Genomic DNA, 13,673 nt, shown 5'->3' on the forward strand with positions numbered 1-13,673 from the left:
TCAGCGAAATTGCTCTGTTGCTGCGCAAATCTATCTGATGAGTATGAAAGCTCGCCGGCGCTAGATTTGCGCTGACTGAAAGGTCTTCACCAACGTGCCTATCAGACCTCATCTCCGTTATCGGGAGACAGGTCAGTTTCGGTCATTTCGATCGGATCAGAGCTTTCTAAACTTGCTTTTGGCGACAGATTGTCGGCATCAGGCTTGGTTGATTTAGGCTTATCACAACCCGGTGCCTGCAACGTTTCAGGATTTCTCAACCACACGTCACGCTGAGCGAACGGGATCTCGATACCCTCTTCGACGAAACGGCGATTGATTTCATGGTTCATGTCAGATTTGACTGACAACACCCAATTCACATCCCGCAGGATGGCTCGGATTTCAAAATCCAGTGAATCAGCGCCAAAACCCTGGAACACCACGCTGGGCGCTGGGTTTGCCAAAACCATTGGATGTCCGTTTGCAATCTCACCCAGAATAGTCTCGACCTTGCGCGTGTCCGTACCATAGGCCACGCCGACGGGGACAATCACCCGCCCAACTGTGTTGCCACGTGTATAGTTCGTTACCACGCCGCTGATCAGATCTGAGTTCGGAACAATCACATCCGTTCGGTCAAACGTCTCAATCCGTGTTGAACGCACCGAGATATCACGGACATACCCCATCATCCCGTTCACATCGATCCAGTCACCTTTGGAAATCGGTCGTTCGACCAGCAGGATGATGCCCGAGACAAAGTTGGACACGATAGTCTGCAGACCAAAACCGATGCCGACCGACAGAGCGCCAGCAACAATCGCCAGTGAGGACAGATCGAACCCGGCCACAGTGATAGCAACCAGTGCGGCTAGGAAAATCCCAACATAGCCCGTACCAGCGGCGATCGCGTTCTGCCCGCCCGGATCAATGCTGGTCTTAGGAAGCAGCGAATTTCGAAGACCACTCTGCAACAAACGTGTCAGCATATAGCCGATTGCGAATATTGCGACGAATGTCAGGAAGTTGCTGGGAGAGATTGTAACTCCACCAATATCGAAGCCAAGCAAAAGCCTTGACCAAGCTTCGCTCAGATCAGATTCACGTGCACCCCAGTAAATTGCCAACACCGGCAAGGACAGGATCGCGAGAACGAACCCTACAAGAACCGAAAAGAGTGAGTCACGGGCGGCATCACCCTGCCCTGTAATCCATCCATAAATCAGGCTGATAAAACGCTGAACGATCACCAAAGCTGCGATCAGAACAAGTGTCTTTACTGCTGGAAAGACGATTGCTTCGGCTGCGTTTGTATACCCAAAGATCGCAAGGATCGGACTCGCGATGCCGAGAAAGAACAGAGCTTTACGCAGAACATCTATGAGTTGGCTAAAGCCCGCAGCACGCGTTGTGCTGGCTTCTGCCTTTTCCCCCTCGGGTTCTATGCGCCGGATCTGGCGAACTCGCAAAAGAAGGAGCGATGTTGCCACAATGACCGGGAAGCTCACCACAGCTTGCGTTGCGTCTGAGATGTTCTCTATCTGCTCGAACAAATTCGCCAGCTCGTGCAGGATTAGCATAACGGCCAGCAGATCAATGTAGACACGCAGTTCTTTGATCTTGTTCGATGAGATACTTGTGAAGTTCTGAGCCGCTCCCATCAGGAAAATCTGACGGCCAATCCAGTCATAGTAGAAGATAATCGCGGCCCAGTATGGAATCTCCTGAAACAGCAGAGCGCCGCGTAGCCCCAGAACTCCCGTCAGTACGACTGCCTGAACCAAAAGCGTAACGCCAAGCCAGGGAAGAATGATCCGAAACAGCGAGATTATAAAGGTCCATACTCCGCTGCCACTTCCTCCGAGGCTGCGCAGATAGTCTCCGCCCTTCTCGGACCATTGTCTGCCATAAATCAACAAGACCAGCGCGATGGCGACCAACACGAAGATGGCTAAGCCGCGATCGCGCAACTCTTCCCGAACAACATCCGATCGCAAATTCTGTAAAGTTTCGTTCGCAAGACTGCGCGCGGCCTCGGTCAAATCGACCCATGCTGGCGCCCAAAAGACCGGGTTTATGGGGGAAGGTCCGCGCTCTAGAAACTCTTTCTTCTGACGATCCCGGATAAGCTGATCGATTTCACTAATCAGACCATTTGCCCGGCTATACGCCTCTTGGGAAATGATACGAGGGACCCGTAAACTGTTCAGTTGGGTCTCCAGATGAGCGCGAAGATTAGCGATATCTTCAGGCTCGCTCGATCCTTCTTCGGGCTTTGGACCTAGCGCTTTGATCTGGGCTTCAAGGGTTTGGATCCGCTCAGTATTAGCGCCCCTGGCCTTATTGAAGTCCTCTCTGTAACCATTTATTTCTTCGCGTAAATTTTCCAGAGAAGCGTTCGAAGCACGGTTGGCTTCGATGACTGCTTCGGCGCGGTTCGCCGTGCTTACCCACCCTTTGTAGTATTCGCTTTGACGATCTGTCAGCTGAGCTGATGCGACGCCAGCAAAACCGATCACGAGAACCGCGATCAGGGTAAGGAACAGGCGAACCTGCTGCAGCATCATACGTCCTCGAATACGCCAGGAATGCTGCGCGGCGCTTCGGTCATCCAATCAGGAACCGGCAGCTCTTTTTCGCGCAGGAAATCGGGGTTGAACAGTTTAGACTGATAGCGGGTCCCGAAGTCACACAGAACGGTCACAATCGTGTGGCCTGGCCCCATTTCCTTGGCCAGTCGCACAGCACCAGCCATATTGATCGCCGTAGATCCACCCATAACCAGCCCCTCTTCGCGCAACAGGTTGAAGATGTATGGAAGCGCCTCGTTATCGGTAATCTGATACGAGTGATCGGGCGTGAATCCTTCGAGGTTCTTAGTAATCCGGACCTGGCCGATGCCTTCTGCTATCGAGCCACCTTCCATCGCGATTTCACCGGTGGTGTAGTAGGAAAACAGCCCGGCCCCCATTGGATCAGCCAGACCAATCTTCACACCTTTGGGCTGCAGTGCCTCGGCAACACCAGCAAGCGTCCCGCCAGAACCGACAGCACAAATGAAACCGTCGACCTTGCCATTGGTCTGTTCCCAGATTTCCGGGCCAGTTGTCTCAACATGGGCCTGACGGTTTGCAACGTTATCGAACTGGTTGGCCCAAATCGCACCGTTGGGTTCGCTCTGTGCGAGCTCCTCGGCCAGACGGCGAGAGTAGTGAACAAAGTTGTTGGGATTACGATAAGGCGCTGCGGGTACCTGAACCAGTTGTGCACCTGCGAGGCGCAGCATGTCCTTCTTTTCTTCGGACTGGGTTTCCGGAATGACGATGACAGTCTTGAAACCCATCGATGCACCAACCAGCGCCAGACCAATGCCTGTGTTGCCCGCTGTGCCCTCAACGATAGTGCCACCAGGCTTTAGATCGCCGCGCGCAATTGCATCACGAATTATGTACAGCGCCGCCCGATCCTTGACCGATTGGCCCGGGTTCATGAACTCGGCCTTGCCAAGAATTTCGCACCCTGTCTCTTCACTGATGCGGCGCAGCCGGATCAACGGTGTTTTACCTACTGCGTCGGCCAGATCTCGTGCAATGCGCATAGCACCCTCATCTCATTGGTATTATCGCAGATGTACAGGCGCTCAGCCCTGACCACAAGCCGGGATAGCTATCCTCGCAGGCGTTCGCGATGCCTTGCAAGCCAATGCGCCAGCGACAAAAGCGGCAAATCCTTGAAGGTGTGGTTATCCACCATCTCCATGAATGTCTCGTAAGGCAGGATTCTGCTGCGGATATCTTCGCCTTCGGATGCAAGTCCACCGTTTTCCGTTGTTTCAGTCAGATCGCCAAGCCCAACGTAGAGATAAACATATTCGGTCGAAGACCCACTCGATGAATATGCACCACCCGCGTACTCCAGTGCCGTCAGTTCGATCTGCGCCTCTTCCACTGCTTCGCGCCGGGCTGCCTGCTCGGGTGTCTCACCCGGATCAATCATGCCGGCTACGGGCTCCCACATCCACGGCTCGGGGTCATCTATCAGGTACACCGGGGTCCGGAACTGCTCGACCAGCAGGACACAATCGCGGACGGGATCATAGGGCAATACAATCACGGCGCTTCCTTGCAGAAGTGCACTGCGATTCAGCACCGGCCCCATTGAGCCATCATACTGCCGGTACTGCAGTTCGATCTCTTCCATGCCGAAGTAGTTGATGTAGGCCCGCCGGTGGCTTTCGACGATCACGTCTCGGCTCACGTCGTGCTGATCGCCGGTATGGCGCTGCTGCGCGGCCAGTTTAGCCCAAGCCCGTGTGCGGATCGCAGGAAAGCTCCGCTGAATGCGGCTCGCATCAACCCGACCGTAATAGGCCATCACTTCTGACGCCGCCTGTAGGGTCATCGCCCCCCAAGCATCTTCCCACTTCTGCAGTGACCAAAGCGTATCGGGAACCCATGCATCCGGTGCCGGAAAAAACACCTGCGCTTGCGCAGTAGTACCGTCTTGTAACGTCAGCATATGGACATGCAGGTCATAGTCGAACCCGCCTTCGTAAAACGTCAGGCGGTCAAGATCTTGCTCGCTCAAACCGCGCACAATGATGCCTTCGGCGGTACTTCCTGCTTCGTTGACGATCATGGGAAAAGCCTGGCCCTGGACCGCATAAACTGCGTGATCAGACAACACTGCCTGTGTGAACGATATATCCGCGCTGCTGCGTCCCAGAACCAACTCAAGCAGTGGCACGTACCGCAACGTGCCGTAGAAAAACAAATCTGACAAAGATTACGTCTCGCTTTTTAATCGAATGAGCTTAGCGCCAGCGCCGGGCAGCCTGTTCAGTAAACACCCCCGCCACCAGCGCGCCGATAGCCAAAGTGATCAGAATCTCGGGCACCATAAGCTGTTTCCCGAACTCGACTCCAAGCTCAAAGATGGCAAGAACCGCCTCGAACGGACCATCATAGCGGTGCCGCATTGCAAGGCGGAACATTTCGTAGGCTCCCTGCACGAACAAACCCCAGAACACCAAAGAGACCATCCCGGTCAATCCGTTGTTGAGGGCGGAAGTCCAGCCCCGGCCAGCCCGTTTGCCCATGATGCCCCAACCGCAGGCAAATCCGAGGGCCAGGTTCACAAACGTGAAGTAGCCATAGCTTTTGCCTTCTTCTCCGTTGTCGATGATCATGCCGGATACCAGAAAGGCCACCACCATCAGACAAATAGCGGCAACAAGCTTTGGAGCAGTAGGCATTCGTAGGATCCGTTCCTTAACTGGGTTTTGCTATAGTGATCTGTGTCACATCGCAATTACCCGTGTCAAAGGCTGCGCCACATGCGGTTAAATAATAATTCCACATGCGGCGAAAACGCTCATCAAACCCCATATCGGCAATCTGATCCCACTTGGAGTTGAACGTCTCATACCAGCGGCGCAGCGTCAGATCGTAGCTCTGCCCGAACTCTCGTGAATGCACGATATTCAGGCCAGCGCGAGCTATCTGTTCTTTGAGCACTTTCGGCGCGGGGAGCATACCACCCGGAAAGATGTATTTCTGAATGAAATCAACGCCGTTCTTGTACACGTCCCACCTGTGATCAGCCACTGTGATGATTTGCAGTGTTGCCTGACCACCCGGCTTCAAACGTTCACGGACCGTATCAAAGTATACAGGCCAATATTTTTGTCCGACGGCTTCGAACATCTCGATCGAGGCAATTCCGTCATATTGTCCCTGCTCATCGCGGTAGTCTTGCAGCTTGAACTCGACCTGATCGGAAAGACCTGCCTTTTCAATTCTTTGCCTGGCAAACTTCAACTGCTCCTGACTGATGGTCAGGCCCGTCACTTTCAATCCACGCTCTTTCGCAGCGTATTCGGCAAATCCACCCCAGCCACAGCCAATTTCCAGAATGTGGTCGCCGGGCTTGGCTCCCATTTCATCTACCATACTGGCGTATTTTGCGGTTTGGGCCTTCTCCAGGCTTTCCTGGCCCGTTTCAAAGATGGCACTGGAGTAGGTCATGGTGTCATCGAGCCAGAGACCGTAGAATTCATTCCCGAGATCATAGTGGTATGAGATATTCTTTTTGGCCTGCGCGCGATTGTTTCGGTGCAACCAGAACCGCAGTCGCTCATATGCACGCACCAGGAACTTACCGGTGAAATCGTCATAGACCGCTTCGGTCCCTCTGTGCACGAGGTCCATGAAGGACCGCAGATCTGGTGTGCTCCACTCGCCTTCCAGATAAGCGTCAGAAAAGCCTAACTCTCCCTCCCGGATCAGGCGGGCGAATACGTCCGGGTCATGAATGTCAACTTGCGCAACCGGACCAGACTTTGCTCCTTCGGCGCGAAACACGCGACCGTCCGGCAGCGCGATATCCAACCTGCCCGACTCCATTCGGGTCAGCATCTTGAAGACTTGCGAAAAATATCTCGGCAGGTTTTCCTGCCCTTCAGTGGTCGTCAGGATCATCCGCTCTCCCCTCTGCGGTCCTGAGTCAAAGCTAGGACGCGATTCTGTTTCTGGCAAGTTTTCAATTCCTTACTGGCGATTTTCGGGTTTCGTACGCTGTCAGAGCGCGGTTTCGGCCAGCCTGCAATCCGACGATGGGTTGAGGGTAAATATCGCTGGCGTCTAATACCCACGAGCGCGGCACTGCGTTGAAATACGCCAGAGAGGTCGCAGATGGGTCAGACTGACCTTCGGCGATCCACTGCCTGAGGTAGCTTGAATTAGGGTCAAACTTTTCTTGCTGTGTTTGAGGGTTGAATATCCGGAAAAACGGAGCCGCGTCCGGACCTGAGCCAGCCACCCATTGCCAACCCATCGCATTGGCAGCAGGATCCCAATCTATCAGGCAATCGGCAAACCAATCCATACCGATCTTCCAATGTGTCATAAGGTGCTTAGTCAAATAGCTGGCGACCACCATTCGCGCCCTGTTGTGCATTCGACCCGTCACGTACATCTCACGTAGTCCGGCATCGACGACCGGAATTCCGGTTCTTGCCTGCTTCCAGGCGACAATCTCAGGCAGTTCGGGGTCAGTGTTCCATGGAAAGCCATCCCATTCTTCCCGCCAGTTGCGTGTCAGAAGATGGGGAAAATGGAACATCAGATGATAAGCAAATTCGCGCCACACCAACTGTCGCAGGAATGCTTCGGTCCCCGATGCGCCGGTTTGGCCGGCATTCTGTACTACGTGCCAAATGGTTCGCGGACCAATCTCGCCCAATGACAGGTATTCCGACAGGTTCGAGGTGGCGTTTTCTGCCATCTGATCCCTTTGATCCGGGTAGTTTGCAACTCGATCCAAAAAACTAAAGAGATGGTCATGCGCCGCCTTCTCACCCGGCTGCACAAAGGGACGCACAACTTCCGCTCCGCGGTTCATTTCGCGCCCCAGCTTCCACGAAACCAGATCTTCGGATGCGGGCCAAATCGACGGTGGAATCAGCTGATTTGGCGCAGGCTCTGGCGTCGGCACGGCTCTGTTTTGAACTGCACGCCACATGGGTGTAAAAACGCGGAACGGCTGTCCCGATTTTGTTTCTACGGTCCAGGGCTCGAACAAGAGGTGTCCGGAAAATGACTTTGCCTCAACACCGCCAGCTGTAAGCCGCGCTTTGATGTGCTTGTCGCGTTTGATCGCCTCGGGATCATAAGCCCGAGACCAGAAAACCGACCCGGCCCCGGTTTCGGCAACAAGGTTCCGCAGTGTTTCCAGTGCTTGGCCCCTACGGAGAATTAACGAACTGCCAGTTTGTGACAACGCCTCTGAAAACGCATCAAGTCCCAGTGACAGCCTCCATTTAGGAGCCGCACCAAGCCCTTCAGCAAGTTCGTCCAGAATGAAAACCGGGATGATAGGCCTGCTGCTTTTAATGGCAGAACTCAAAGCCGGATGGTCCGACAGGCGCAAATCCCGTCGGAACCACAAAATGATCGGAGACCGCTCGTCTGTCATAATCGCCCTGTGTTTTCTTCCGTATACGATACAGAGCGAAAACTGGATTACAAAACGCGGTCAAGTGCATCCAGTAATTGATCAATTTCCTGTTGGGACGTGTAATGCGTAAAGCTGAGACGCAGCACACCCTGATCCGGCTTAACACCCATCGCCTGCAAGGCGCGCACAGCGTAGAAATCTCCGCCGCCCGCCATCACACCCATTTCGGCCAATTCCGACGCGACCGGACCTGCCTCTCGATTAAGCGCAAGCGCGACAGTGGGTGCACGACGAGTTGCATCTGAAGGTCCGATCAGACGCAAGGCATTCCGATCTTTCACCGCATCAAGCACTGGCTGCAGCAAAGCAACCTCGTGCGCCCGCATCAGATCATGCACGAATGCGCCGCGCTGAGACGCATCCCCATCAGGGCCACCGTGATGTTCGCACAGTTGATCGACATAGTCGGCCATACCGGCACTCGCAGCGATTTGCGCATGGTCGGGCCCGGCTGGTGTGAACCTTTTATACAGAACATCTGCGTTGAAATAATGTGCCTGATTGGGCAACAGCTCACCTATAGCGCGACGAATGATCATGCACCCTTGATGCGGACCATAGGTTTTGTAAGCCGAGAACAGATAAATGTCGGGCCCCAGATCACCCACATTCGGGAAACCATGCGGCGCATAGGACACGCCATCCACACAGACGAACGCGCCTGCCGCATGCGCAATCGCTGTGATCTCAGTTACAGGATTGATTTCACCAACAACATTCGAGCAGTGCGGAAAACAGACCAGCCGCGTTTTCTCATCCAGCAGGTTTTCAAGATCTTCCGGATTCAGCGAACCTGTATCCGGGTCAATCTGCCATTCCCGAACTTCTATCCCATCTTCTGCCAGCCGGCGCCACGGGCCGGAGTTTGCCTCGTGATCCTGATTGGTCACAACAATTGCCTCACCCGGCTTCATCCATTTGCGGAAAGCCTGAGCAAGGACGTAGGTATTTTGCGTTGTGGACGGACCAAAACTCAGCTCATCCGTGTCGACGCCCAGCAACGCGGCCATACGTACGCGCGCTTCATCCATTTCCTCACCAGCCAGACGGCTGGCGTCATATGGCGCATAAGGCTGCACCTTTCGCTGTGTGTAAAACCGGGTCAGCCTGTCGATGACGGGTTTGCAGGTATACGATCCGCCAGCGTTCTCAAAAAATGCCTGTCCCTGCAGGCTGGGTTCGGAAAACGCGGGGAATTGTGCCCGTACAAAATCAATGTCCAGCGTGCTCATCGGACATAGCTCCTCAATCAAGTCCCATACCGCGCCAAGGCCCAAACAAGGCTTTCACCTCGGATTTGTAGCCAACCGCGCGGCATCCTCGACAAAGGATTGAAGCATCACGGAAATTCCTTCAAGCGGAAACATCGATACTGACGCTTATGTAATATCCAGCATAGTCCGCTGCCGACCAACAACCTGATGACGTATCTTGTCATCAGTGCATGAGATCGTTGCCTCATCCACAAATAACGAGGTTTCTCATGGACTACTCTCCCAAGGATTTTCTTGTCTGGGGCGAACTGCCCGTCAGCGACATGGATAAGGCAATGGCGTTCTATTCATCGGTCACAGGTGGTGATCTGCAGCTTGACCCGAACTGCCCCAGTCCAATGGCGGTTTTCAAACCCGCAAATCCCGAGACCGGGGTCGCTCTGCACATCTACCCCGGCAAGCCAGCAACCAACAGCAATGGCCCTACCCTGCACCTGGCGGCCCAAGGTGTGTTGGAAGATGTCATGAAACGAGTGGAAAGCGCCGGAGGACAGATTGTGTCTGAACCCATCCAAATCCCAGCAGGGCGTTTTTTCTACGCCAAAGATCCGGACGGAAATTCGGTCGGTTTCTTTGAGAACCAAACCTGATGAAAAGGCCCCGGCAACCCGCCGGGGCCCCTTTTTTTACTTAGTGCATCACTTGCGACGCTTTTCGTTGGCCAGTCCGATGAAGATCGAAACGCACATCAGGACCAGAACGATCGCGAACGGGAAGCCCGTTGCGATTGCCGCAGCCTGCAGCGCACCCAAGCCACCACCCAGCAGCAGCACAACTGCGATTGCACCTTCCAGAATACACCAGAAGACACGTTGAGCTGTGGGGGCATCGGTTTTACCTCCAGCTGTGATGGTGTCGATCACCAACGAGCCCGAGTCCGAGCTGGTCACGAAGAACACTACCACCAGAATGATACCGATGAAGGAGAGCAGACCAGTCATTGGGAAGGCTTCGAACATCTTGAACATTTTCAGTTCAAGCGCAGCATCCGACAGACCCTGACCCGAACCGGACAGAACCTGATCCAGTGCCGCACCACCAAAGACGCTCATCCACAATGCACCAACGACGGTCGGGATCAGGATGACACAGATCACGAATTCACGAACTGTACGGCCACGCGAAATACGGGCGATGAACATACCGACAAAAGGTGACCAGGAAATCCACCAGGCCCAGTAGAAAGTGGTCCAGCCTTGCATGAAGTTGGTGTCTTCACGACCAACCCAGTTGGACAGTGCGGGCAATGCAATGACGTATTCGATCATGCTGTCGAAGAAACCCGTCAGGATCGCGACAGTCGGACCAACGATCAAAACCAGCAACAGCAGTGCCGCAGCAAGGATCATGTTTGCCTCGGACAGACGCTTCACACCCTTGTCCAGACCCGCGATGACCGAAACCAGTGCAAAGGCGGTGATCAAGCCGATCAACAGCACTTTCATCCCATCTGTAATCGGAACATCAAACAGATAGTTCAGACCCGCCAACGCCTGCGTAGCACCCAGACCCAGCGAAGTTGCCAGACCAAAGATGGTCGCAAACACTGCCAGAACATCGATGATATGTCCCAGTGGACCCCAGGTCGCCTCACCAAACAGAGGATAAAAGACCGAGCGCATGGTCAACGGCAAACCACGATTGAAGCTGAAGAAGGCCAACGCCAGCGCAACCACTGCATAGACCGCCCATGGGTGCATGCCCCAGTGGAAGATCGTCGCGGCCATTGCCAGCTTTTTGGAGGCTTCGGGATCTTCGAGACCCGCACCCAGCGGCGCCCAATCTGTGCGAACGCCGTCCTCACCTACAGCGACACCACCCAGCGATGAGCCATAGTGCGAGATTGGTTCCGCGACACCCCAAAAGACCAGACCGATACCCATGCCCGCGGCAAACAGCATCGAAAACCAGCCAGCATAGCTGTAGTCCGGTTTTGCATCGTCGCCGCCAAGACGGATCGAACCGTATGGTGTCACGATAAGAATCAGCGAAAACACAACAAAAATGTTTGCCGCAATCATGAACACCCAGTCGAATTTGCTGGTCAGTGCCGGACGAAGCCAACCAAAGAATTCGGCCGCCTGCTCGCGAAACACGAGCGAGAAGAACACGAAAGCAATGATGGTTAGACCCGAAACAGCGAAGACCGGATTGTGGACGTCCAGACCCATGATCTGGACATTGTCCTGACCGACCTCATAGTCGGTTTCCGAGTTATCGGACATTATCTCTTCCTCTCTGATTTAGTGCCTTTCTCATCAGGCAAGGAAGAAATATGCGTCACATCTGCAGAGACTGAGTAGGCGTCAAAAACGACATCCAGTTCGCTTTTCGTGCAAAAACGACACGCACTTTATCGACGTGAAATGCCGTTTTCGCTAACAGTTTTTACGCAGTGTGGGTGGTGGGTGTCCGGTTTCGGATGCAAAGAATCACCAATGGCGAAGCAGCCGGAATACCGGTCTTAGCCCTGGACTTTGGTATAGGTGCCCTCACCCGCCAGAATGCCGCGAAAGCCGCCGGGCTCATCCAAACCAAAGACAATCAGGGGCAAATTATTGTCCCGTGCCAATGCGATAGCTGATGCATCCATTACCCGCAAACGCTTGGCCAACACATCATCGTAGGTCACGGTGTCATATCTAACAGCGTCCGCGTGGGCCTTTGGATCTTTGTCATAGATGCCATCCACACCGTTTTTGCCCATAAAGATCGCCTCGCAAGCCATTTCATTGGCGCGCAGGGTGGCTGCAGTATCTGTAGTGAAATACGGATTACCGGTTCCGGCGGCAAAAATACAAACCCGCTTCTTCTCAAGGTGACGGACGGCGCGACGACGAATGTACGGCTCGCAAACTTCGTCCATACGGATCGCTGAGATCACCCGGGTGAAAACGCCGACGCCCTCAAGCGCGGACTGCATGGCCAGTGCGTTCATAACAGTGGCAAGCATTCCCATATAGTCGGCTGTTGTCCGTTCCATCCCCTGTGCCGAACCTGATAGACCGCGGAAGATATTGCCGCCGCCGATCACCATGCAGATTTCAACACCCAGATCATGAACCGATTTCACTTCCTGAGCAATGCGTTGAACCGTTGGTGGATGAAGCCCGAAACCCTGATCCCCCATCAGCGCCTCGCCCGAAATCTTCAGCATAACGCGATTGTACTTTGTTTTTGGGGCTTCGGTGGTTTCAGTGGTGGATGACAGGCTCATGTTGCGCTCCGGGCTGGCACGGGTTTATTTTCCGGCGCAAAATGAAGCAAAAGCCACGCAGGTTCAATGCGAATGGTACGAAACAAGGCAACCACAGATGCACGAAGATTCTGCGACCCGTATTTGTGACATGTTGCCATCTATTCCTGATGGCAAACCGGTGCTCATTGCCGGCCCTACCGCATCAGGAAAATCGGCGCTGGCCTTGCAGATTGCCGAGCAGCATGGCGGCGTGATCGTTAATGCGGATGCAAGCCAGGTCTATGATTGCTGGCGAGTAATCTCTGCCCGGCCCTCGCTTGAGGAAGAAGCACAGGCTCCACATAAGCTATACGGTCACATCACCTATGACCAAACTTACTCTACCGGCCACTGGTTGCGAGAGGTTACCCCGCTCCTTCAATCAGGTCAGCGGCCCATAATTGTAGGTGGTACGGGGCTGTACTTTACTGCCCTTACCGAAGGCATGGCAGATATACCCGCAACGCCTGCAGAAGTTCGATCAGAGGCTGACAGTTTGTCGTTGGACGTCCTGTTACAAGGCGTGGACCGAAAGACGCTTGATGGGATCGATGTGCAAAATCGGGCGCGGGTACAGCGCGCATGGGAGGTTCAGAAAGCGACTGGAAAATCTCTGCGCGACTGGCAGATGGACACCCCACCGCCGATACTACAGCTGAGCGACGCTGTTCCGATTGTTTTTGACGCAGACAAAGACTGGCTTCTGGATCGGATCAACCGCCGGTTTGACCTGATGCTGCAAACCGGTGCGCTGGAAGAAGTCGAGGCCATGCGCGGGCTGTATGATCCCGCGCTTCCTTCGTTTAAGGCAATCGGAGTGCCAGAGTTGATAGCCTATCTGGATGGGCAAGCTTCACTCGATCAGGCCATAGAAAAGGCGACAATCGCGACGCGGCAGTTCGCCAAGCGCCAAAGGACATGGTTCCGGGCGCGCATGAAATCCTGGAACTGGATCGTCGCCTCAGCTTGATACTTTAATCCAACGACATTACCTGCGACCGGGAAGTTACCGCAAACACACGACAAATTGAATGCCGTGGTATGCAGTATCTTGCGGTCAGAAACATGTTGCGAATCCGAACAGAAACACCGTCTGCGGTTTTATTGATTACCAGTCAACTTTCGCCATCAATGTCGTTTTTGTATCGTGGATGACGATTTCG

General features: G+C 54.1%; 11 protein-coding genes. 2 read left to right on the forward strand and 9 right to left on the reverse strand.

Translation table 11 applies throughout. The features are described 5' to 3' along the window. Nucleotides 1-101: 101 nt before the first annotated feature. The 7 genes from ACR0IO_RS00695 to ACR0IO_RS00725 form a co-directional block, all read right to left on the reverse strand. Entirely contained in the window at nucleotides 102-2,546 is a 2,445-nt protein-coding gene (locus tag ACR0IO_RS00695; protein ID WP_480738593.1) for a DUF3772 domain-containing protein, read from the reverse strand. Beyond that, a complete protein-coding gene (locus ACR0IO_RS00700; protein WP_480738595.1) occupies nucleotides 2,546-3,580 on the reverse strand; it encodes a cysteine synthase A in 1,035 nt (344 codons plus the stop codon). Before ACR0IO_RS00700 ends, ACR0IO_RS00695 begins: the two co-directional genes overlap by 1 nt. Nucleotides 3,581-3,648: 68 nt before the next feature. Further along, nucleotides 3,649-4,764, reverse strand: a complete 1,116-nt coding sequence (locus ACR0IO_RS00705; RefSeq protein ID WP_480738597.1) for an NUDIX domain-containing protein — start codon at nucleotides 4,762-4,764, stop codon at nucleotides 3,649-3,651. A 31-nt stretch (nucleotides 4,765-4,795) separates the two neighbouring features. After that, nucleotides 4,796-5,236, reverse strand: a complete 441-nt coding sequence (locus ACR0IO_RS00710; protein WP_155143730.1) for a TrgA family protein — start codon at nucleotides 5,234-5,236, stop codon at nucleotides 4,796-4,798. Nucleotides 5,237-5,252: 16 nt separating this feature from the next. Next, on the reverse strand, nucleotides 5,253-6,461 hold the full coding sequence (locus ACR0IO_RS00715) for a class I SAM-dependent methyltransferase (protein ID WP_480738599.1): 1,209 nt from the start codon (nucleotides 6,459-6,461) through the stop codon (nucleotides 5,253-5,255). Between the two features lie 61 nt (nucleotides 6,462-6,522). Next, entirely contained in the window at nucleotides 6,523-7,956 is a 1,434-nt protein-coding gene (locus ACR0IO_RS00720; RefSeq protein ID WP_480738601.1) for a cryptochrome/photolyase family protein, read from the reverse strand. A gap of 47 nt (nucleotides 7,957-8,003) precedes the next feature. Then, nucleotides 8,004-9,230, reverse strand: a complete 1,227-nt coding sequence (locus ACR0IO_RS00725; protein WP_480738603.1) for an aminotransferase class V-fold PLP-dependent enzyme — start codon at nucleotides 9,228-9,230, stop codon at nucleotides 8,004-8,006. Nucleotides 9,231-9,481: 251 nt separating this feature from the next. Here ACR0IO_RS00725 and ACR0IO_RS00730 point away from each other — a divergent pair, with 251 nt between their 5' ends. Further along, nucleotides 9,482-9,862, forward strand: a complete 381-nt coding sequence (locus tag ACR0IO_RS00730) for a VOC family protein (protein ID WP_480738605.1) — start codon at nucleotides 9,482-9,484, stop codon at nucleotides 9,860-9,862. A gap of 48 nt (nucleotides 9,863-9,910) precedes the next feature. Here the strand turns inward: ACR0IO_RS00730 and ACR0IO_RS00735 are convergent, their stop codons facing one another. Continuing rightward, on the reverse strand, nucleotides 9,911-11,497 hold the full coding sequence (locus ACR0IO_RS00735; RefSeq protein WP_480738607.1) for a BCCT family transporter: 1,587 nt from the start codon (nucleotides 11,495-11,497) through the stop codon (nucleotides 9,911-9,913). A gap of 239 nt (nucleotides 11,498-11,736) precedes the next feature. Continuing rightward, a complete protein-coding gene (gene pyrH / locus ACR0IO_RS00740; RefSeq protein ID WP_480738609.1) occupies nucleotides 11,737-12,489 on the reverse strand; it encodes a UMP kinase in 753 nt (250 codons plus the stop codon). A 97-nt stretch (nucleotides 12,490-12,586) separates the two neighbouring features. Between pyrH and miaA the strand changes: the two genes are divergently transcribed. Beyond that, nucleotides 12,587-13,480, forward strand: coding sequence for a tRNA (adenosine(37)-N6)-dimethylallyltransferase MiaA (miaA, locus tag ACR0IO_RS00745; protein WP_480738611.1), 894 nt, complete (start codon nucleotides 12,587-12,589; stop codon nucleotides 13,478-13,480). Nucleotides 13,481-13,673 lie beyond the last annotated feature (193 nt).

The sequence above is a fragment of the Ruegeria sp. CE12 genome, assembly GCF_056537525.1.